The organism is Reyranella sp., from assembly GCF_036558665.1.
GTDB lineage: Bacteria > Pseudomonadota > Alphaproteobacteria > Reyranellales > Reyranellaceae > Reyranella.
In genome coordinates this window covers 44,268-63,679 of record NZ_DATBFE010000021.1, presented here as the reverse complement: position 1 = coordinate 63,679, position 19,412 = coordinate 44,268, and the positions used below count along the sequence as shown (strand labels likewise).

20 protein-coding genes are annotated in these 19,412 nt (G+C 65.9%); 7 read left to right on the top strand and 13 right to left on the bottom strand.

The window, feature by feature from the left end; genetic code table 11:
* Positions 1 to 628, bottom strand: a 628-nt coding sequence (locus VH499_RS03880; protein WP_414709739.1) for a glutamate--tRNA ligase, incomplete at its 3' end; no start/stop codon positions are given.
* Positions 629 to 702: 74 nt separating this feature from the next.
* On the opposite strand from VH499_RS03880, the gene VH499_RS03875 reads away from it, so the two are divergent.
* On the top strand, positions 703 to 1,419 hold the full coding sequence (locus tag VH499_RS03875; protein WP_332051372.1) for a dienelactone hydrolase family protein: 717 nt from the start codon (positions 703 to 705) through the stop codon (positions 1,417 to 1,419).
* A gap of 17 nt (positions 1,420 to 1,436) precedes the next feature.
* Complete coding sequence (locus tag VH499_RS03870; protein WP_332051371.1) at positions 1,437 to 2,411, top strand: tripartite tricarboxylate transporter substrate binding protein; 975 nt, start codon at positions 1,437 to 1,439, stop codon at positions 2,409 to 2,411.
* 9 nt (positions 2,412 to 2,420) lie between these two features.
* Here the strand turns inward: VH499_RS03870 and VH499_RS03865 are convergent, their stop codons facing one another.
* Positions 2,421 to 2,873, bottom strand: a complete 453-nt coding sequence (locus VH499_RS03865; RefSeq protein ID WP_332051370.1) for a hypothetical protein — start codon at positions 2,871 to 2,873, stop codon at positions 2,421 to 2,423.
* 153 nt (positions 2,874 to 3,026) lie between these two features.
* Positions 3,027 to 4,721: a long-chain-fatty-acid--CoA ligase gene (locus VH499_RS03860; protein ID WP_332051369.1), complete on the bottom strand. Its 1,695-nt coding sequence runs from the start codon at positions 4,719 to 4,721 to the stop codon at positions 3,027 to 3,029.
* A gap of 81 nt (positions 4,722 to 4,802) precedes the next feature.
* Here VH499_RS03860 and VH499_RS03855 point away from each other — a divergent pair, with 81 nt between their 5' ends.
* On the top strand, positions 4,803 to 5,243 hold the full coding sequence (locus VH499_RS03855) for a nuclear transport factor 2 family protein (RefSeq protein ID WP_332051368.1): 441 nt from the start codon (positions 4,803 to 4,805) through the stop codon (positions 5,241 to 5,243).
* 93 nt (positions 5,244 to 5,336) lie between these two features.
* Here VH499_RS03855 and VH499_RS03850 read toward each other — a convergent pair whose 3' ends face one another.
* Positions 5,337 to 5,759 carry a TIGR01841 family phasin gene (locus VH499_RS03850; protein WP_332051367.1) on the bottom strand — a complete coding sequence of 141 codons (423 nt, stop codon included), beginning with the start codon at positions 5,757 to 5,759 and terminating at the stop codon, positions 5,337 to 5,339.
* A gap of 16 nt (positions 5,760 to 5,775) precedes the next feature.
* Positions 5,776 to 7,056, bottom strand: a complete 1,281-nt coding sequence (locus VH499_RS03845) for a DUF445 domain-containing protein (RefSeq protein ID WP_332051366.1) — start codon at positions 7,054 to 7,056, stop codon at positions 5,776 to 5,778.
* Positions 7,057 to 7,104: 48 nt separating this feature from the next.
* Here VH499_RS03845 and VH499_RS03840 point away from each other — a divergent pair, with 48 nt between their 5' ends.
* Complete coding sequence (locus VH499_RS03840; protein WP_332051365.1) at positions 7,105 to 7,995, top strand: NAD(P)-dependent oxidoreductase; 891 nt, start codon at positions 7,105 to 7,107, stop codon at positions 7,993 to 7,995.
* On the opposite strand, the gene VH499_RS03835 is transcribed toward VH499_RS03840, so the two are convergent.
* Entirely contained in the window at positions 7,985 to 8,665 is a 681-nt protein-coding gene (locus tag VH499_RS03835) for a glutathione S-transferase family protein (protein WP_332051364.1), read from the bottom strand. The genes VH499_RS03840 and VH499_RS03835 overlap by 11 nt on opposite strands.
* Before the next feature lie 56 nt (positions 8,666 to 8,721).
* On the opposite strand from VH499_RS03835, the gene VH499_RS03830 reads away from it, so the two are divergent.
* Complete coding sequence (locus tag VH499_RS03830; RefSeq protein ID WP_332051363.1) at positions 8,722 to 9,858, top strand: serine hydrolase; 1,137 nt, start codon at positions 8,722 to 8,724, stop codon at positions 9,856 to 9,858.
* A gap of 3 nt (positions 9,859 to 9,861) precedes the next feature.
* Here VH499_RS03830 and VH499_RS03825 read toward each other — a convergent pair whose 3' ends face one another.
* From VH499_RS03825 to VH499_RS03810, 4 genes are read right to left on the bottom strand one after another with little or no spacing between them, the layout of a single operon-like run.
* Positions 9,862 to 11,118, bottom strand: a complete 1,257-nt coding sequence (locus VH499_RS03825; protein ID WP_332051362.1) for an Nramp family divalent metal transporter — start codon at positions 11,116 to 11,118, stop codon at positions 9,862 to 9,864.
* 31 nt (positions 11,119 to 11,149) lie between these two features.
* A complete protein-coding gene (locus tag VH499_RS03820; protein WP_332051361.1) occupies positions 11,150 to 11,950 on the bottom strand; it encodes a phosphodiesterase in 801 nt (266 codons plus the stop codon).
* A gap of 4 nt (positions 11,951 to 11,954) precedes the next feature.
* Positions 11,955 to 13,610, bottom strand: a complete 1,656-nt coding sequence (locus VH499_RS03815) for an NAD+ synthase (RefSeq protein ID WP_332051360.1) — start codon at positions 13,608 to 13,610, stop codon at positions 11,955 to 11,957.
* A gap of 2 nt (positions 13,611 to 13,612) precedes the next feature.
* Entirely contained in the window at positions 13,613 to 14,002 is a 390-nt protein-coding gene (locus VH499_RS03810; RefSeq protein ID WP_332051359.1) for a RidA family protein, read from the bottom strand.
* A gap of 46 nt (positions 14,003 to 14,048) precedes the next feature.
* On the opposite strand from VH499_RS03810, the gene trmFO reads away from it, so the two are divergent.
* Positions 14,049 to 15,407, top strand: a complete 1,359-nt coding sequence (trmFO, locus tag VH499_RS03805) for a methylenetetrahydrofolate--tRNA-(uracil(54)-C(5))-methyltransferase (FADH(2)-oxidizing) TrmFO (RefSeq protein ID WP_332051358.1) — start codon at positions 14,049 to 14,051, stop codon at positions 15,405 to 15,407.
* A gap of 71 nt (positions 15,408 to 15,478) precedes the next feature.
* Positions 15,479 to 16,624 (top strand): zinc-binding dehydrogenase, encoded by a 1,146-nt coding sequence (locus VH499_RS03800; RefSeq protein ID WP_332051357.1) that lies wholly within the window; start codon positions 15,479 to 15,481, stop codon positions 16,622 to 16,624.
* A gap of 28 nt (positions 16,625 to 16,652) precedes the next feature.
* Here VH499_RS03800 and VH499_RS03795 read toward each other — a convergent pair whose 3' ends face one another.
* The 3 genes from VH499_RS03795 to VH499_RS03785 all read right to left on the bottom strand — a co-directional run bounded on the left by VH499_RS03795 (position 16,653) and on the right by VH499_RS03785 (position 19,356).
* Positions 16,653 to 17,123 carry a VOC family protein gene (locus VH499_RS03795; RefSeq protein WP_332051356.1) on the bottom strand — a complete coding sequence of 157 codons (471 nt, stop codon included), beginning with the start codon at positions 17,121 to 17,123 and terminating at the stop codon, positions 16,653 to 16,655.
* A gap of 81 nt (positions 17,124 to 17,204) precedes the next feature.
* Positions 17,205 to 18,371 carry an FAD-dependent oxidoreductase gene (locus VH499_RS03790; protein WP_332051355.1) on the bottom strand — a complete coding sequence of 389 codons (1,167 nt, stop codon included), beginning with the start codon at positions 18,369 to 18,371 and terminating at the stop codon, positions 17,205 to 17,207.
* A gap of 136 nt (positions 18,372 to 18,507) precedes the next feature.
* On the bottom strand, positions 18,508 to 19,356 hold the full coding sequence (locus VH499_RS03785; protein WP_332051375.1) for a decaprenyl-phosphate phosphoribosyltransferase: 849 nt from the start codon (positions 19,354 to 19,356) through the stop codon (positions 18,508 to 18,510).
* Positions 19,357 to 19,412 lie beyond the last annotated feature (56 nt).

The window sequence follows — 19,412 nt, the reverse complement described above, 5'->3', positions numbered from 1 at the left end:
TGGTCACATGGTCCTCGCCGCGAATCACGTGGGTGATGCCGAAGGCGATGTCGTCCACCACCGAGGTGAAGCTGTAGAGATACGAACCGTCGGCGCGCACCAGGACAGGATCGCTCTGGCTCGCCTCGTCGACATGCTGGGGGCCGCGCACGAGGTCATCCCAGCGCACTTCCTCTGCCGCGAGTCTGAAGCGCCAATGTGGCCGCCTGCCCTCGCTCTCGAGTTTCTTGCGGGCCATCTCGTCGAGACGCAGCGCGGCACGATCGTAGATTGGCGGGCGACCCTGGGCCAGCAGCCGCTTGCGCTTGAGCTCGAGTTCCTCCGGCGTCTCGTAGCATCGATAGAGGCGCCCCGCGCCGACCAGCTGATCGCGCGCGGCGTCGTAGTGGGCCAGCCGATCCGACTGGCGCTCCTTGCTGTCCCAGCCGAGACCGAGCCACAAGAGATCGCGCTCGATCGCGGTCTCGTATTCGGGCTTGCTGCGCTGTCGATCGGTGTCGTCCAGGCGAAGGATGAAGCGGCCGTCGTGCCGGCGCGCATAAAGCCAGTTGAACAGCGCTGCGCGAATGTTGCCGACATGCAGCAGGCCCGTCGGGCTGGGCGCAAAACGAACGATGGGGCCGGACATCACGCCCGACTTGTGGCGGCGGCGCATTGGCGGGTCAAGCGCACTTCGCTAATGTCCTCGCCAAGGGAGGAACGATGCGAACCGAAGATATCGAGTACCATGGCGACGGCGTCCGCATGGTCGGGCAGTATGCACTGGACGAGACGAAGGACGGCCGCCGTCCCGGCGTTATGATCTGCCATGAGGGACCGGGCCTCACCGACCACACCAAGAAGATCGCGCAGCGTCTGGCGGCGCTGGGCTATGCCGCCTTTGCCATGGACTACCACGGCGGCGGCAAGCCACTCGACGACCTGAACGAGACCCGGGCGCGGCTCGCGCCGTGGCTCGCCGATCCGACGGGAATACGGCTGCGGGCGAACGCCGCGCTCGCAACGCTGGGAGCCCGGAAGGAGGTCGATCCGGCCCGGCTCGCCGTCATCGGCTACTGCTTCGGCGGCACCACGGCGCTCGAAGTCGGGCGCAGCGGCAGCGACGTGAAGGCCATCGTCGGGTTCCACTCCGGCCTCGCCACGGCGCGGCCGCAGGATGCGAAGAGCATCAAGGGCAAGGTGCTGGTCTGCATCGGTGCAGACGATCCCATCATTCCGCCCGAACAACGCGCCGCTTTCGAGCAGGAGATGAAGGCGGCAGGCGTCGACTGGCGTCTGCAGCTTTATGGCAGCGCCGGCCACAGCTTCACCAATCCCGCCGCCGATGCCCGCGGCATGAAGGGTTTCTTCTATCATGCCGACACCGACCGGCGCTCCTGGAACGCCATGATCGAGCTGTTCAACGAAACGCTGAAATAGATATTTGGGAGCCTCACATGAAACGTCGTCATCTTCTGGCCGCGGGCCTCGGTGCGCTCGCGACGCCCAGCCTCGTGCGCGCCGATCCGAAATACCCCGAGCGGACGATCCGGCTCGTGATCCCGTTCGCACCAGCGGGGCCCACGGACATCATCGGGCGCATGGCGGCCGAGAAGCTGTCGCCGCTCCTCGGGCGGACGGTGATCGTCGACAACAAGGCGGGCGCCGCAGGTTCAATCGGAGCGATGGAAGTCGTGCACGCCAAGCCCGATGGCTACACCCTCCTGTTCGCGACCTCCTCGACCCACGCCATCAATCCGACAGCGTTCGCCAAGCCCCCGTACGACCCGATCAAGGACTTCGCCCCGATCTCCTCGATCTGCGTCAACCCGCTGGTACTGGTTACGCATCCGTCGATGCCACCGTCGGTGGACGGGTTGATCGAGCTGATGAAGAAGAATCCCGGCAAATACTCCTACGCGACATCAGGCATCGGCAGCATCCTTCATCTCGCCAGCGAGTACTTCAAACGCGAGGTCGGCGGCATGGAGGTCGTGCACGTGCCTTACAAGGGCTCGGGGCCGGCGCTGCAGGACCTGCTGGCGGGCAACGTCGCGTGGATGTTCGAGACCTTCAGCACCACATTGCAGCAGCATCGCGCCGGCAAGCTTCGCATCCTCGCCTTTGCCCATTCCAAGCGAGCGTCGATCGCGCCTGAGATTCCGACCATGGCCGAGGCCGGCGTGAAGGGCTACGAAGCCTACACTTTCAACCTGATCGTGGGGCCGGCCGGCACACCAAAGAACGTAGTCGACACGATCGATCAGGCGTCGCGCAAGCTGATCGCCGATCCGAGCGCCATCAAGTTCCTTGAGGACATTGCTGCGGTGCCGGCCGCCGACACCTCGCCCGAGCGCACGGCGAAGTTCATCAAGGACGAGCTCGCCAAGTGGGCGCCCGTGATTCACGCCGCCGGTGTGAAGATCGAGTAGCTGCCGTAATCACCGCGGCAGCGGCGTGGGCGTGACGGGCGGCGTCTCGCCGGGGGTTGGCATAAGCGGCGCCGGCAGCGGTGGCGGCGCCTGGCCACTCGGCGTCGGATAGGCCGCGCCGGGACCGGTACCGTAACCCGAGCTGGCGCCTTCGCTCGGCGTCATGACATTGCCCGACGCTACGGCCCCAATGCTGCTGATGTAATAGCCGGCCACCGGGCTTGAGCTCTGGTAGGCCGCCGTTTTGGCTGGAATATCCACCTCCTGGATGCGCTGGCCGTTCTTGTCGACACGATAGCCCTCCGCATCGAGCGACACGCCGGCATTGTCGATGATCGCACCGTCGGCGGCCTTGCGGTAAGGAGCCGGTGTCTTCTGCAGGTCATAGAGCGGCGTCGGCGTGTTGCAGGCGGCCAGTGCCAGGCCGGTCGTTGTCAGCACCATCCAGCGAATTGCCGTCATCCTCTCCCCCAAAGTACCGCCGCGATCGAGCCGGTTTTCCCATGCATCATAGCGGAAACCACGATCGTTCCCAACGACCGATGAGATGGCGTCCGCGATGGGGCCTGGGTCACGCAAAGTAAAAATGGCGGGCCAGTGGGCCGGCCGGAAACCTCACGCCGGCTTCTTCACGGCTTCCTCGCGCAACTCACGGCGCAGGATCTTGCCGATGTTGCTCTTGGGCAGCTCGCGCCGGAATTCGATGAATTTGGGCCGCTTGTAGCCGGTGAGCTCACGGGCGCAGAACGCCTCGAGTTCCTTCCGTGTGAGCTTGGGATCGCGCTTCACCACGAACAGCAGAACGGCCTCGCCCGACCGCGCGTCGGGCACGCCGACGACTGCGCATTCGGCGACGCCGGGATGGCCCGAGACGACCGCCTCGATCTCGTTGGGATAGACCTTGAATCCCGAGACCACGATCATGTCCTTCTTGCGATCGACGATCCTGATGTAGCCGCGCTCGTCCATCACGCCGACGTCGCCCGACTTGAAGAACCCGTCGGGGGTCATGACCTTGGCCGTCTCCTCCGGCTGCTGCCAGTAACCCCGCATCACCTGGGGTCCGCGGATCGCGATCTCCCCGGCCTCGCCCAGCGGCGATTCCTGCCCCTCATCGTCGAGGATCCTGATCTCGACACTGGGCAGCGGCAGACCGATCGAGCCGGTATAAGCCTCCGAGTCGGTCGGATTGCAGGTGACGCCCGCCGAGGTCTCGCTCAACCCGTAGCCTTCGACGATCGGGCAGCCGGTGACGGCGAGCCACTTCTTCGCCACCGCCTCCTGCACCGCCATGCCGCCACCGTTGGTGATGGCAAGGCCGGAGAAATCGAGGCGCGCGAAGTCGGAGCGATTGGCCAGCGCATTGAACAGCGTGTTCACGCCGGGAAAGATGTTGATGCGGTATCTGGCGAGCGCCCTCACCGTGCTTTCGAGGTCGCGCGGGTCGGGAATCAGGATGTTGAGCGCGCCGGTGCGCATGCCCAGCAGCCCGCAGGTGATGAACGCGAAGACGTGATAGAGCGGGAGCGCACAGACAATGGTGAACTGGCCGGCAAGCTTCTTGCGCCGAAGCCCCGGCTGCATCCAGGCTTCGGAGGCCAGCAGGTTGGCCACGATCGTGCGATGCAGCAGGGTCGCGCCCTTGGCGATGCCAGTCGTGCCGCCAGTATATTGCAGCACCGCGACATCGTCCGGTCCGAGCTCGGGCCGCACGAAGAGCATCGTCTTGCCGGAGGCGATGATCTTCTTGAACGTGAAATGTCCAGGCAGCTCGTAAGTCGGCACCGACCTGCGGATCGAGCGCACGAAAAAGTCGACAATCATTCCCCTGGGGAAACCCAGGAGGTCTCCCATCGACCCCACGACGATGTGCTTGACGGCCGTGTTCCCCGCGGCGAGTGCCGCCTGCAGGGTCACGGCGAAGTTGTCCAGCACGACCACCGCCTCGGCACCCGAGTCCCGCAGTTGGTGTCCAAGCTCGCGCGCCGTATAGAGCGGATTGACGTTGACTGCGATGAAGCCCGCACGAAGCACGGCTGTCACGGCGACCGGATATTGCAGAACGTTCGGCATCATGATTGCGACACGCGCACCGCGCTTCAGCCCCCGACCCTGCAACCACGCCGCCAGTGCCTTCGAAAGGCAGTCGACCTCGCCGAACGTCAGCGCGGTACCGAGGCACACATAGGCCTTGTCCTCGCGGTACCTTGCGAAGCTTTCCTCGATCAGCGCCACGAGGCTTGGATAGGCCGACGGATCGATCTCCGCCGGCACCCCCGGCGGATAACTCTTGAGCCAGAATCGATCCATTCCCCTTCCTGTCTCTGCTCGTCTCCTCACTATATAGTACGTTTCCAGCAGAACGCCGTGCGCGTTTCACCGGGAGGAAACATGGCTCCTCAATCGCTGCGCAAGGACGACCATGCCAATCGCCTCACGATCGATGAAGCGCGGGCTTTCGTCCGGCATGTCGAATCGCTCTTCATGCCCTGGAACCTCGATGCGCTGGCCGACGGCTTCACCGAGGATTGCATCGTGCGCTTCGGCAACCTGCCGGAGTTCCGTGGCCGCGCCGCGGTTCGCACCTTCTTCGCGGCGCGCAGCGCCAGGCAGCGGAACTATCACCTCGTGAAAGAGTTTCGCAGCCTGATGGGCGACACGATCACCAACGTCTGGAACGGCACATGGGACGATGCCGAGTCGGGTTTCGCCATGAAGGGCTTCGGCGTCGAACTCTGGGTGATGAAGGACGGCCGGATCGCAGTCTGGGAGGCCGCCTTCAATGTTGTCCGCGCCGACCAACCGATCAGCGTGGCAGATGCATTGAGGTAACGTACAGATGTGGTGTCAGCCGCGCTGCGCTCGGGATGACACGGCTCCTCGATGCGCGCATGCGCGCACTGGAAGCGTGCAATCCACGGAAGGCTACCTTCGCTCCAGGCCGTGGCGGATCTCGTCGTAAGACTCCTGCATGCGCTCATGCAGGATGTTGAGGGCATCGGTGCCGGATTTCTGCACCAGCTCGGCGAGGTCGCGCGTGTTTCTGATAGCCGCCTCGAAGGCTTTGCGGGCGAATTCGGCCTGCTTGGTGAAGATCTCCTGCGGCGAGCCGGCGGGTTCGTAGCTGCTCGCCATGTCCGCCATGTCCTTCATCGCCGCCTCGAAGATCTCGCGTTGCTTGTTGGCGACCGCGCCGGCGCCGGTCGCCACCGCCTGCCATGAGCGGCCCATGGCGTCGATGTTCTTCTGGTGCTGTTCCATGATCCTGGTCATGTCGAAGGACGGAACCTGGAGTTGCTCGCCGAGCTGCTTGAACATGTCCATGTAGTTTCGGGATGCATCGGTCATCGCGACCTCCCTGTGGTCAGAGCTGAAGCTTCAACCCCTGCTCGAGGGCGTGCAAGGCCAAACCGGCCAGTCCGCCGATCAGCGCGCCGTTGAACCGGATATATTGCAGGTCGCGTCCGACGGTGAGCTCGACGCGGCCGATCAGGACGTCGATGTCCCAGTCCTTGACCTGATCGGCGATGAAGCGCCCGACCCCGCTCTTCTGGCTTTGCACGAAATCGCCCAGAACCTGCACGATGCCGCGGTTGATCTCGGCCCGGATCGCCGGATCGCGACCGAGCTGGCCACCGACGTCGACCAGCATCGCTTCGAGCTGGCGCCGGACCTGCGAGTCGGGTGCCGCCGCATCGCGCTCCAGGAAGGCCCGCAGGCTGTCCCACGCCCCCTCGGCCAGCGTCACCACCTCCGGCCGAGCCAGCAGGTCGTGCTTGAAGGTCTCGGCACGGGCCGCGAAGTCGGCCGAGCTGCGCAGCCGCTCGACGAAGCCGCGCACGAATTTGTCGAACTCGACGCGCAATGGGTGATCAGAATCGACCCGCGCTTCATCGACGAACGCGGCGGTCGAGGCCACGATCTTGCGCAACAGATAGGCGTCGGCGCGATAGAGGTTGAACAGCGCTGGCAGCTCGTGGCGGATCTTCTCGCGCAAGGCGTCGAGCGTATTCTGGTTGGTAAGCAGCTTGTCGAGCGCGCCCAGGAGCTCGTTCAGCAGGCGCTGATGGCGGCCCTTCTCGATCACCGCGCCCAGAAGGCCCGCAGCAAGCGGCGCCACCTCCACCCGCTCGAGCTCGGTGCGCACCCGCTCGCCAACGAAGCGCCTCAGCCCCGACTGATCGATCGCCGTCAGCGCCTGCGGCAGCAGCCGCAGGACGAAGTCGGCCAGCGCGGCGCTGCGCGCGCGGTCGGCGAGCCAGGTGGCCACCTGGGCGGCGAAGTCGACCTCGCCGAGCTTCTTCTCGACCGCCTCGCGCGCCAGGAAGTTGTTCTCGATGAAGCTGCCGAGATTGTCGGCGATGCGCTGGTGGTTGCGCGGAATGATGGCGGTGTGCGGGATCGGCAGGCCGAGGGGCCGGCGGAACAGCGCGACGACGGCGTACCAGTCGGCAAGCCCGCCCACCGTCGCCGCCGAGGCGAAGGCCGCGACGTAACCCCAGGCCCAGTGTCCGGCCTCGAAATGGCGCGCCACCAGGAACAGCGCCGCCGTCGCCGCCAGCACCAGCGTCGCCGCCACCTTGACGCGGCGAAGGGCGCGGGCCCGGTCAAGATCGCTTGGCGGCTGGGAGGGGGCGCGGTTCATTGCCTCTCGTATATAGTGCGCCCGGCGGCATTCGAACGGGAGGCACTAGTGAAAGTCGGATTCATCGGCGTCGGCAACATGGGCGGGCCCATGTGTCGGAATCTCGTGAAGCGCAGCAACCACCAGGTGACGGTGTTCGACCTGAACCCGGCGGCGGTCAAGAGTTGCACCGATCTCGGTGCGACCGCGGGCAAGTCCGTGGCCGACGTGACAAAGAGCGCCGATGTCGTGATGACGTCGCTTCCGATGCCCCGGGATGTGGAGGCCGTGGCGCTCGGCGACAACGGCATCCTCGCCAGCATCAAGCCGGGCCAGACCTATATCGACCTCAGCACCAACGCCCCCTCGATGATCAGGAAGATCGGCGCCGCCATGGCTGCCAGGAACATCGCCATGCTCGACGCCCCGGTGAGCGGCGGCACGGTGGGCGCCGAGGCGGCGACCATCGCCATCATGGTGGGGGGCGAGAAGAAGGTGTTCGACGACGCGCTGCCGGTTCTGAAATCCTTCAGCGCCAATGTGATCCATATGGGCGCACTGGGCACCGGCACGGTGGCCAAGCTCGTGAACAACATGATGGCCTTCTGCAACGCCGCGGCCGCCGCGGAAGGCCTGATGCTGGGCGTCAGCGCCGGCCTCGATCCCACGAAGCTCGTCCACGTGATCGCCAATTCGAGCGGCAATTCGAACGTCTTCAAGGCGTTCTCCGAACGCGCCTTGAAAGGCCAGTTCAGCCCGCCCTCCTTCGCGCTCAACCTCGCGCACAAGGATCTGCATCTCGCGCTAGAGCTCGGCGACGAACTCGACGTGCCGCTGCCGCAGGGCTCGGCGACGCACAACCTGCAGCGCATGGCCCGTCGCATGGGCCTCGGTGCGGACGACAGCTCGTCGATCCTGCGCGTCTATGAGAAGGTGCTCGGCCGCACGATCAAGCCGTAGGCCCACCACCCGACAGGCGCTGCAGGAACGGCGGCAACGGACGCCCCTGCGACAGGAGATAGCGTCCCATCGCGCCGGCGACCCTGGCGACCGCCGGCCGCGCGCTCATGCGGTCTCGCCAGCGCAGCAGCCGCGGATGCGCCTCGGTCATGGGCGCGGTCATGCGCGCGCCGAAGAGCTGCGCCATGTAGAAGGCGATGTCGGCATATGAATAGGCACCGGCCAGCCAGTCCCGCTCGCCGAGCACTCGTTCCATCTCGTCATAACAGGCCGTCGCCGCAGCCCGGGCCTCGACCGCAAGTGGATCGTCGAGCGTCGCCTGCAGACCCATCAACCGGACGATGTGCGGGAAGTAGACCTCATCCGACTTGTGCTCCAGCAGACGCGCCCGTGCCCTCGCTTTGGGATCCGCCGGCCACAGCGCCGGCTCCGGCCTCAACATCTCGAGATATTCGAAGATCTGGGTCGAGTCGAAGATCTCGAGATCGCCGTCCACCAACACCGGAACCTGGCGTTTCGGGTTGATGCGCAGGACCTCGGCATGCTTGGGCTGATAGAGCGTGTTCATCTCGAACGGCACCATGACCAGCTCGACATCGACGCCCTTCTCGAGGGCCGCGATCTCGGCCTTGGCGCCGAACATGCTGAGCGGACCGGAATAGAGTTTCATGCCGGCGACGCTAACATGCCGCCCAGGCGGTCGGCCGGCTCACGGAGCGAATATTGATGGCAAGAATCGTCACGTTTCTTCTGATGCTCGTAGGGCTTCCGACGGCCGCAATGGCGCAGGAGGCATCGGTCTGCGGCGCCCCCAAGCCGATCAACGACGGCTGGACAACCGCCACACCCGATGCCGTCGGTCTCGATGCCGGAAAGCTGTGCGACCTCGACAAGCTCCTCGATCAGTGGCCAGACCGGAACATCCATGCCGTTATTGTCGCCCGCCACAGCAGGCTCGTCATGGAGCGCTATTTTGACGGCGTCGACGAAAGCTGGGGCCAGCCGCTCGGCATCGTGCGATTCGGGCCTGATGTGAAACACGACGTGAAATCAGTGTCCAAGAGCGCGACGTCGCTGCTGGTCGGCATTGCCCTGGCCGAGCGCAAGTTCCCGGCCCTCGATTCACCGGTATTCGACGCCTTTCCCGAATATGCCGACCTGCGCACGCCGGACAAGGAGCGCATTACCTTTCGGCATTTGCTCACCATGTCGGCTGGCCTCGCCTGGGATGAGGACCGGCCCTACACCGATCCGTTGAACGACGAACGGAGGATGTTGGAGTCCTCCGACCCCTTCCGCTTTGTGCTCTCACAGCCGGTAATTCATCCCTCGGGCACAATTTATCACTACAGCAACGGCGTCACGTCGCTGCTGGGCGAGGCGCTCGTCCGCGCGACCGGTCGTGGCCTGCAGGACTATGCACGGGAAAAGCTGTTCGCCCCGCTCGACATCATCGACTTCGACTGGCCCGAGGTTGGTGCAAGTCGCAAACTCGGTGCCTACGGCAGCCTGCGGCTCCGGCCCCGTGACATGGCCAAGCTTGGCCAGCTCATGCTGACCGACGGCCAGTGGAACGGCCGACGCGTGCTGCCGACAGGTTGGGCGGCGGAATCGGCCAAGCCGCGCATCAAAGGCGACGGCTTGTTCTTCTACGGGTATCAATGGTGGCTTGGACGCAGCTTCCTCAATGGCCGCGAACTCGACTGGATTGCCGGCTTTGGTGTCGGTGCACAGCGAGTCTATGTCATTCCCGCGTTCGACCTCGTATTCGCGATCACCACCGGGCACTACGACGGCCCGTTGGGCTATGCCATCGCCTCGGCGATCCTCAATCGCGTGGTATTGCCGGCGGTGAAGGATTGAAACCTACATCGTCCCGAACATGGCGACCGCCGCCACCGCCATCATCGCCGTGGTGATCCAGCCGAAGATGCGCTGGCCGCGCGTGGCCACGAACCCGCCCATCTGCCTCATGCTCGACGCCACGATCATCATCGCGATCAGGATTGGCACCGTGATCACGCCGTTCACCACGGCGCTCCATACCAGCGCCTTGATCGGATCGAGGGGCGATATCTCGACCGCGATGCCGAGCAAGATGGAAATAGCAATTACGGCATAGAAGGCCTGCGCCTCGCCGAGCTTGTGCTCGAGCCCGATCCGCCAGCCGCGCACCTCGCCCATCGCATAGGCGGTGGAGCCCGCCAGCACCGGCACGGCGAGCAGGCCGGTGCCGACGATGCCAAGGCTGAACAGCAGGAACGCGGCATCGCCTGCGATCGGCCGCAGCGCGACCGCAGCCTGCTCCGAGGTCTGGATATCGGTATGGCCGTTGGCGTGCATTGTGACGGCTGTCGTCAGGATGATGAAGAAGGCAACGACGTTGGAGACAGCCATGCCGACCATGGTCTCCCAGCCGATGCGATTGAGCTCGCGGCTCGCCTGTTCGGGATGGTCGACCAGCGGCCCGGCTCCGGGATCCGCCTCCTCTTCCTCGACCTCCTGCGAGCTTTGCCAGAAGAACAGGTAGGGGCTGATGGTGGTGCCGAAGATGGCGACGATCAGCATGTAGGAATCGCCGGTGCGGTCGAACCGCGGCAGGAGGGCGCCCATGGCGACCCGGCCCCAGTCGATGTGCACGGTGAAGACGATGCCGACATAGGCAAAGAGCGAAAAGGTGAGCCACTTCAGGACGCCGACGTAGATGTGGTACGGGATGAAAACGACCGCCAGCAGCGTGCCGAGCGCGAACAGCAACGTGTAGAGATGCTGGCTGCCACCCATCACGAGCTTGGCGGCCGCCCCCATGGCCGAAAGATCGGCGCCGATATTGATGGTGTTGGCGAGGAACAGCAGCGCCACCAGTCCGGTCACGACAGGCCGCGGAAAGACGGCCAGCATGTTGGCAGCGAGCCCGTGTCCCGTGACCCGACCGATGCGCGCGCTCACCGACTGGACCGCGACCATCATCGGCCATGTCACGACTACGGTCCAAAGCAGGCCGAAGCCCTGCTGGGCCCCTGCCTGAGAGTAGGTGGCGATACCGCTCGGATCGTCGTCGGCCGCGCCCGTGATGACGCCCGGGCCGAGGCGCTTGCTGAGGCTTTGCAGGGACACGGCCATCGAGAACGCGCCCTTTGCGGCCGAGGTTCCGTCAGAGGGCACGGAACGGCCTCGGCCCCTCGAACGACCCGATATAGCTCACGTGGGTGACGAGGCCGCCGGCCTTCCAGTAGTGCAACGCCAGCCCCGGCGGCTCCATCATCATGGAAAGCGGCGCGCCGTCGTGCAGGTCGAGCGTCGCCTGATGCGCGGTGCTGGGGGCGATGGAGGCCATGGTTCCCGCCCAGCGCATCTGGATGGGACGATGGACATGCCCGCACATTACCCGCTCGACATTGCGATGGCGGCTCACGAGATCGGCCAGGGCCGCATCACCCTTGTTCAGGCGCGCGCGGTCGAACGCCTCGATGCCGCAATCAAACGGCGGATGATGCAGGAAGATCAATGTCGGCACGTCGGGGTGTTCGCCGAGCCGCGCCGCCAGCCAGCCGAGCCGTTCCTCGCACAGCTCGCCGTAAGGCTTGCCCGCTACCAACGTATCGAGCCCGATCAGGCGCAGTGGCGGACTTTCGATCGCATACTGGAGGAAGCCGTCCGCAGGCAGATAGCGATGGTCGGGAAAAGCCGCCCGCAGAGGCTCGCGTGCATCGTGATTGCCGGGAATGAGATAGACCGGCATCGGCAGGGGTTCGAGCAGTCGGCGCAAGCGCGCATATTCGTCAGGCTTGCCGCCGTCGACGAGATCGCCGGTCGCGATCACGAGATCGGGACGCGGATCGAGGCCGAGGACATGCGCCACCGCGCGTTCGAGATAGCCCGCGGTGTCGATGCGCTTGTAGAGCAGCGTGCCCTCGGCGGTCACGTGCATGTCGGAGATCTGCGCGATCAACATCGTCTTACCCTCGAAACCCGTTGACGATCGGATAGCGCCGTTCCCTGCTGATGAGGCGCGAGGTGATCTTCACGCCCGGCGGCGCCTGGCGGCGCTTGTACTCGGCGTTCTCCAGGAGACGCCAGACCCTGTCCACGGTCGCCCGATCGTAACCCTCGGCCGCCAGCTCCTCGGCCGACAGATCGCGCTCGATCAGGCCGTGCAGGACGGCGTCCAGCACCGGATAGGGCGGCAGCGAATCGGAATCCTTCTGGTCCGGCTTCAGCTCGGCCGATGGCGGCTTGGTGAGAATGCGCTCGGGAATCACGCGGCCCTTGCGACCCAGCGCGCCGTCCGGCAGGTGCCGGTTGCGCCAGGCGCAAAGCTCGAACACCGTCGTCTTGTAGACATCCTTCAGGACGTTGTAGCCGCCGCACATGTCGCCGTAGAGCGTGGCGTAGCCCACCGCCATCTCCGACTTGTTGCCCGTCGTCACCACCATGCCGCCGAGCTTGTTGGAGACGGCCATCAGCGTCGTGCCGCGCGCACGGCTCTGGATGTTCTCCTCGGTCACGTCGGGCGCACGGTTGCCGAACAGCGGCAGCAGCATCTGCCGGAAGGCCTCCATGGCGGGCTCGATGCTCACGATCTCGTACTTGACGCCGATTGCGTCGGCACAGGCCCTGGCGTCCTCCAATGACTCGCGGCTGGTATAGGGCGAGGGCATCATCAGCGTGCGCACGCGCTCGGGCCCCAGGGCATCTGCGGCGACGGCTGCGGTGAGGGCGGAATCGACGCCACCCGAGAGGCCGATCACGACCGATGGAAAGCCCGTCTTGTTCACATAGTCGCGCAGGCCGAGCATCATCGCCTGGTAGATCGAGTCGAGCTTTCCCAGCTCGGGGGCGATCCTGCCCGGCAGGCATTCCCAGCCGCCGGCGCTGCGCCGGAACTCGACCGTCGCCACCTCCTCCGTGAACGAGGCGAGCTTGGCCTTGAGCTGGCGGTCGGCGCCGATCACGAACGAGCCGCCGTCGTAGATCACCTCGTCCTGGCCGCCCACCTGGTTGACATAGGCGAAGGGCAGGCCGCTTTCGATCACGCGCCTGACGCCGTGCTGCACGCGGACGTCGGTCTTTTCGACCTCGTAAGGCGAGCCGTTGGGCACCAGCAGGATTTCGCCGCCGGTCTCGGAGATGCATTCGACGACCTCGGGCGTCCAGACATCCTCGCAGATCGGCACGCCGAGGCGCACGCCGTTGTACACCAGCGGTCCCGGCATGGGGCCGGGCGCAAAGACGCGCTTGTCGTCGAACACGCCGTAGTTCGGCAGATCGACCTTGAAGCGCTTGCCTATGATCTCGCCTTTGTCGAGGGCGACGATCGCATTGTAGAGCTTGTCGTCCTCGCGCCAGGGGGTGGTGACGAACAGCGCCGGCCCGCCATCCCGCGTGTCCGTGCGCAACGCCTCGACCGCTTCGCGGCATTGCCGCTGGAACGCGGGCTTCAGCACCAGGTCCTCGGGAAAATAACCCGCGATCACCAGCTCCGACGTGACGACCAGGTCCGCCCCCTGTTCCTTCGCCTTGGCGCGCGCGGCGCGCACCTTGGCAAGGTTGCCGGCAACGTCTCCGACCTTGGGATTGAGCTGGGCGAGCGCAACCTTGAGACTCTGCGTCATGATCAGGCCTTGGCGGCCACCGCCTCGACCTCGACCAGCATGGCAGGATCGGCCAACCCTGCCACGACCAGCAGGGTGGAGGCTGGGTACGGCGGCTCGGTGATGAACTGGTCGCGCACCTCGCGATAGGGCGCGATGAAGCGGCTGTCGGTCAGGAAGATCGTGACCTTGACGATGTCCTTGTAGGTCATGGCGGCGCTCTTCAGCACCTCGCCGATGTTGCGCCACGCCTGCGCCGCCTGCCCCTCGAAGGTGGGCTGCAGCTTGCCGTTGGAATCGACGCCGACCTGACCCGAGACATGGAACAGCCGCGCGCCCGCCGGCACCTCGGCCCCGAGGCTGTACTTGCCCGAAAAGGAAACGCTCGAGGGATTGTGGAACTTGATGGCCATGACCGGCTCTCCCATGTAAGGAGGCGCAAGTTTCAGGCTGGGTGGGATGGCGTCAAGCATCAAGAAGGTACATGTCGTGGGCGGCGGACTGGCGGGCAGCGAGGCGGCCTGGCAGCTCGCCTCCGCAGGTGTCCCCGTGGTGCTGCACGAAATGCGGCCGGTGTGCGGGACGGAGGCGCATCAAACCGATTCTCTGGCCGAGCTCGTCTGCTCCAATTCCTTCCGCTCCGACGATGCCGGGAACAACGCGGTCGGCCTGCTGCACGAGGAGATGCGGCGCGCGGGTTCGCTGATCATGCGCGCGGCCGACGCGCACAAGCTGCCGGCCGGCGGCGCGCTTGCGGTCGATCGGCACGGCTTCTCCGCCGCGGTTCAGGACGCGCTAGTGGCCCATCCGCTGGTCGAGCTGCGGCGCGAGGAGATCGCGGGCCTGCCGCCCGAGGACTGGGACAGCGTCATCATCGCCACCGGTCCCCTCACCTCGCCGGCACTCGCCGAGGCGATCGGCAAGCTCAGCGGCGAAACCGCACTCGCCTTCTTCGACGCCATCGCGCCGATCGTGCACTACGACAGCATTGACCGCTCGATCGCCTGGAAGCAGTCGCGCTACGACAAGGGCGGCCCGGCCGGCGATGGCGCCGATTATCTCAACTGCCCGCTGAACAAAGAGGAATACGGGGCCTTCGTCGCGGGTCTGCTGGCAGGCGAGAAGACCGAGTTCAAGGAGTGGGAGACGGCGACACCCTATTTCGACGGCTGTCTGCCGATCGAGGTCATGGCGGCGCGCGGGCCGGACACGCTGCGCTGGGGGCCGATGAAGCCGGTCGGCCTGCGCGATCCGCGCACCGGCCGGCGGCCCTGGGCGGTGGTGCAGCTCCGCCAGGACAACGCGCTCGGCACGCTCTGGAACATCGTGGGCTTCCAGACCAAGCTCAGGCACGGCGAGCAGACGCGCCTGTTCCGGACCATCCCTGGTCTGCAGCGCGCCGAGTTCGCGCGGCTGGGCGGACTGCATCGGAACACTTTCCTCAACAGCCCGCGGCTTCTTGACGAGACGCTGCGGCTCAGGGCGATGCCGCGGCTGCGCTTCGCCGGGCAGATCACGGGCTGCGAGGGCTATGTCGAAAGCGCCGCCGTCGGCCTGATGACCGGCCGCTTCGCCGCCGCCGAGCGCTTGGGCCTCGTGCCTGCGGCTCCGCCCGCGACGACGGCGATGGGCGCGCTGCTCGGCCACATCACCGGCGGCGCCGACGCCAACAGCTTCCAGCCGATGAACGTCAACTTCGGCCTGTTCCCACCCATCGAGGGCAATGCCCGCGGCAAGGAGCGCAAGCAATTGCTGGCGAAGCGCGCCCTGCGCGACTTCGAGACCTGGCTCGCCCCCGCGCCGCTCGCGGCGGAGTAGCCAGTCGCCCCCTTGTCCACCCGCACCGCGCTGTGCATCGTGTCGCCCAACCAAATTGACGGAGACGACCGATGCCCGACGCCACCCCGACCACCGGCCTGGAGCTGCGCTCGCTGATCAAGAAGAACGGCGAGCTGGAACTCTCGCTGGCGAAGGTCCCGGTGCCCGAGCCGGCGGACGACCAGGTCGTGGTGAAGGTCGAGGCGACGCCCATCAATCCCTCCGATCTCGGTCTGCTGCTGGGGCCGGCCGACATGAAAAATGCAGCAGCGTCGGGCAGCGGCGAGGGCATCGTCGTGAAGGCGAAGGTGCCCGAGGCCTCCCTGCCCTTGCTTGCCGCGCGGCTCGACCAGCCGATGCCGGTCGGCAACGAGGGTGCGGGCACGGTCGTCAAGGCGGGCAAGTCTGACGAAGCGCAAGCGCTCAAGGGCAAGATCGTGTCGATGATCGGCGGCGCGATGTACGCGCAATACCGCCTCATCAAGGCGCGCGACTGCCAGGCACTTCCTTCGGGCACGACGGCGGCCGAAGGCGCCTCGTGGTTCGTGAACCCGCTCACCGCGCTCGGTATGACCGAGACCATGAAGCGCGAGGGCCACAAGGCGCTGGTCCACACCGCGGCCGCCTCAAATCTCGGCCAGATGTTGAACCGGATCTGCCTCGAGGACGGGATCGGGCTGGTGAACATCGTGCGCAGCCCTGCGCAGGCGAAGATCTTGCGCGACGCCGGCGCGAAGCAGGTCTGCGACTCGACGGAAGCGGGCTTCACCGGAAAGCTGGCGCAGGCGCTGGCCGAGACGGGCGCCACGATCGCCTTCGATGCGATCGGCGGCGGAAGGCTCGCCAGCCAGATCCTTGCCTGCATGGAAATGGCCATCACGCGGTCGGCCAGCGACTACAGCCGCTACGGTTCGAGCGTGCACAAGCAGGTCTATATCTACGGCAGCCTCGACCCCGGCCCGGTCGAGCTGGTGCGCAACTACGGCATGGCGTGGGGCGTCGGCGGCTGGCTGCTCACGCCCTTCCTGCAGAAGATTGGCCGCGCCGACCAGCAGCGCCTGCGCGAACGCGTCGCGCGCTCGCTGAAGACCACCTTCGCCAGCCACTACACCCGCACCATCTCGCTGCCCGAGGCGCTGCGGCTGGAGAACATCGCCCTCTACAGCAAGCGCGCGACCGGCGAGAAGTTCCTGATCAATCCGAACAAGGCGGGGTGAATATCTACGCTCGAAGCAGCGCCCACTTTCACGGATAGTTCTGGTTCCAGTTGGGATCGAAGCTCGGGTTGAGCGGCGGGTCCGAAGCGAGCAGGCCCTTGCCGGGGATGAAGTTGACCTCGAGGCGGATGCCGTCGGGATCCTCGAAGACGACGAAGTAGTAGCCGGGCGCCCAGGTGCCCTCCATCGGGCCGCGGTCGATATGGGCGCCCATGGCGCGCAGCTTGTCAGCGATCCGGTCGACATCCTCGCGCGAGCGGGCGCGCAGGCAGAGGTGATGCAGGCCGACTCGATTCTGCACGAAGCGGCCGCTAGCATGCTCCTCGGCGCAGCGCTGGATGCCGACCGCGGTGCGGCCGCCCACGTGATAGAGGAAGTTGTTGCCGTCGTAGACCTTCTTCAGGCCGAGGAAAGGCAGCAGCTCGGCATAGAAGGGACGCGCCTTCTCCCAGTTGCTGACGGTCAGGATGACGTGCGCCATGCCGTTCACTTCGATCATGTCGGTCTCTCCTTCTCGGCGGTCGTCAAAGATCCTTCGCTTCGCTCCGAATGACACGGTATCGAGGCGACAGACGTTCGGCTACACCGCCGCCGCGTCGTGGCCGTAGAGCCAGCCGATGTTGGCGACGGAGCGGTCGCCGGAGGTGGCCATCGCTTCGTCGCGCTTCCGCTGCTCGGGCCCGTCGTGGAGATGGAAGCGCGCGCGGTTGGCGGCGCTCGCCTGCTGCAGCTTCGTCGCCCGCGGCTTGCGCACGGCTTCGTAACGCGCGAGCGCGCCCTCGATGTCATCCGGCATCGCTTTGAGGAGCGACGCGAGTGCGGCGCCATCCTCGATCGATTGCGCGGCGCCCTGCGCCATCATGGGCAGCATGGGATGGCAGGCGTCGCCCAGGAGTGTCACGCGGCCCAGGCTCCAGCGCGGCAGTTCGGCCCGATCGTGCAGCGCCCAGATAAAGGTCTCGGGAAAGGCGCCGATCAGGCCGCGCACGGTCGGGTGCCAGCCCTCGTAGCGCGCCAGCACATCGCCGACGTCGCCCTTGTCGGTCCACGATTCGTTGGTCCAGGCTCCGTGCTCGACGACGCAGACGACGTTCATCATCCGTCCGCCCGCGACCCAGTAGTGGACGACATGGCCGTCCGGTCCCATCCAGTTGTGCGAGGCGATCTCGATGTCGAGCCGCTTGATGCGCTCGGCCGGCACCAGCCCGCGCCAGGCGACGCAGCCGGTAAAGCGCGGCTTCTCCGGCCCGAACAGGAGCGTGCGCACGCGCGAATGGATGCCGTCGGCGCCGACCAGGAGATCGGCCTCGGACAAGGCGCCGTTCTCGAAGCGCGCGACGACTCGCTCGCTCTTCTGCGCGAGGTCGATGAGTTTGTGCCCGACGTGCAGGCGCTCCGGCGGCAGCGCGCCAGCCAGCAGATTGGCAAGATCCGCGCGGTGGAAGTGGTAGTACGGCGCACCGAACGTCGCCTCGATCTCGGACCCGAGCGGCGCGCGCTGCAAAGTGCGGCCGTCGTCCCAGCGCCGCTGATGCACCGCGCGCGGGCGCACGCCAGCCGCCTCCATCGCCGACCCGAGCCCCAGCCGAAGCAGGAGCCGCGAGGCGTTGGGGCTGATCTGGATGCCGGCGCCGATCTCGGCGATGCGCGGCGCCTGCTCGTATACATGGACGTCGAGTCCGGCCTTCAGGAGCTGCAGCGCGGCGGAAAGGCCGCCGATACCGCCACCGACGATCGCGACTCTCATGGCTCATTCTTTTCCGGACCGCGAGCCTCCGGCTCGCTCATGAGCGAGCGAGACGCGCGCGGTCCGGAAGATGAAGAAGTGCATCGCTGGAGTAGAGGGTCCGCTTGAATGCTGCTCGTCATGCCCGGCAGTCCGCTCACTGCAGGAGGACGACGATGCAGGCGCCGACCCAGGCCAGCAGGCACAGCACCAGCGGCCAGTCGGTCAGTAGCACGTCGGTCGGCGATTCGCCGCCCGCCCTGGTGTCGACCACGTACCAGTAGCGGAACAGGCCGAAGATCACCAAGGGGATGGTGACGCTCAGCCGATTGTTGGTGGAGATCACGAACAGGCTGTAGAAGATCAGCGCGCCCACCGCCGACATCTCGGCGTAGCGATCGACCAGGGTGACCGAATATTCGCGCAGCACGCGCCGGGCCTCGCTGCCGTTGGCCTGCAGCTCCTGCCGCCGCTTGATCGAGGCGAGATAGAGCGCGAGGCAGAGCGTGGTGATCGCCATCCAGCTCGACAGCGGCACGCCGAGCGCCTCGGCGCCGGCATAGACCCTGAGCACGAAGCCGGCCGCGATCGCGAAGATGTCGAGGACCGGCTGATCCTTCAGGACATAGGTATAGGCGAAATTGAGCGCGATATAGGCCAGGATTGGCATCGCTACCACCGGCAATACCGTGAAGCCCAGGATCAGCAGGGCATAGAGCACGAGCAGCAGGAGGACAGCGGTCCGGACCGGCACCAGGCCCGCGGCCAGCGGCCGGGTGAGACGCTTTACCGGATGCGCCCGGTCGCGTTCCACGTCATGCATGTCGTTCACGGCGTAGCATGCCGACGAGGCGACGCAGAACAGCACGAAAGCAAGCGCCGCGCGCGTGATCGAGTGAGGGTCCAGATATTCGCGCGCAAAAATCAGCGGCGCCAGGACGAAGGTATTCTTGATCCACTGCCGGGGACGTATGAGCCCAAGCAACGCGCTGACGGACGTCTTAATCGAAACCGCTCCCTGGCGCTGTTTGCGCTATACTATCAGATGTCCTCAATAGCCAC

Excerpts from the sequence above, each read along its gene's own strand:
- VH499_RS03865 (WP_332051370.1), bottom strand. The coding sequence starts at position 2,873 with ATGACGGCAATTCGCTGGATGGTGCTGACAACGACCGGCCTGGCACTG.
- VH499_RS03855 (WP_332051368.1), top strand. The coding sequence starts at position 4,803 with ATGGCTCCTCAATCGCTGCGCAAGGACGACCATGCCAATCGCCTCACG.
- VH499_RS03795 (WP_332051356.1), bottom strand. The coding sequence starts at position 17,123 with ATGATCGAAGTGAACGGCATGGCGCACGTCATCCTGACCGTCAGCAAC.
- VH499_RS03875 (WP_332051372.1), top strand. The coding sequence starts at position 703 with ATGCGAACCGAAGATATCGAGTACCATGGCGACGGCGTCCGCATGGTC.
- VH499_RS03790 (WP_332051355.1), bottom strand. The coding sequence starts at position 18,371 with ATGAGAGTCGCGATCGTCGGTGGCGGTATCGGCGGCCTTTCCGCCGCG.
- VH499_RS03860 (WP_332051369.1), bottom strand. The coding sequence starts at position 4,721 with ATGGATCGATTCTGGCTCAAGAGTTATCCGCCGGGGGTGCCGGCGGAG.
- VH499_RS03845 (WP_332051366.1), bottom strand. The coding sequence starts at position 7,056 with ATGAACCGCGCCCCCTCCCAGCCGCCAAGCGATCTTGACCGGGCCCGC.
- trmFO (WP_332051358.1), top strand. The coding sequence starts at position 14,049 with ATGGCGTCAAGCATCAAGAAGGTACATGTCGTGGGCGGCGGACTGGCG.
- VH499_RS03835 (WP_332051364.1), bottom strand. The coding sequence starts at position 8,665 with ATGAAACTCTATTCCGGTCCGCTCAGCATGTTCGGCGCCAAGGCCGAG.
- VH499_RS03830 (WP_332051363.1), top strand. The coding sequence starts at position 8,722 with ATGGCAAGAATCGTCACGTTTCTTCTGATGCTCGTAGGGCTTCCGACG.
- VH499_RS03825 (WP_332051362.1), bottom strand. The coding sequence starts at position 11,118 with ATGGCCGTGTCCCTGCAAAGCCTCAGCAAGCGCCTCGGCCCGGGCGTC.
- VH499_RS03800 (WP_332051357.1), top strand. The coding sequence starts at position 15,479 with ATGCCCGACGCCACCCCGACCACCGGCCTGGAGCTGCGCTCGCTGATC.
- VH499_RS03820 (WP_332051361.1), bottom strand. The coding sequence starts at position 11,950 with ATGTTGATCGCGCAGATCTCCGACATGCACGTGACCGCCGAGGGCACG.
- VH499_RS03810 (WP_332051359.1), bottom strand. The coding sequence starts at position 14,002 with ATGGCCATCAAGTTCCACAATCCCTCGAGCGTTTCCTTTTCGGGCAAG.
- VH499_RS03850 (WP_332051367.1), bottom strand. The coding sequence starts at position 5,759 with ATGACCGATGCATCCCGAAACTACATGGACATGTTCAAGCAGCTCGGC.
- VH499_RS03870 (WP_332051371.1), top strand. The coding sequence starts at position 1,437 with ATGAAACGTCGTCATCTTCTGGCCGCGGGCCTCGGTGCGCTCGCGACG.
- VH499_RS03815 (WP_332051360.1), bottom strand. The coding sequence starts at position 13,610 with ATGACGCAGAGTCTCAAGGTTGCGCTCGCCCAGCTCAATCCCAAGGTC.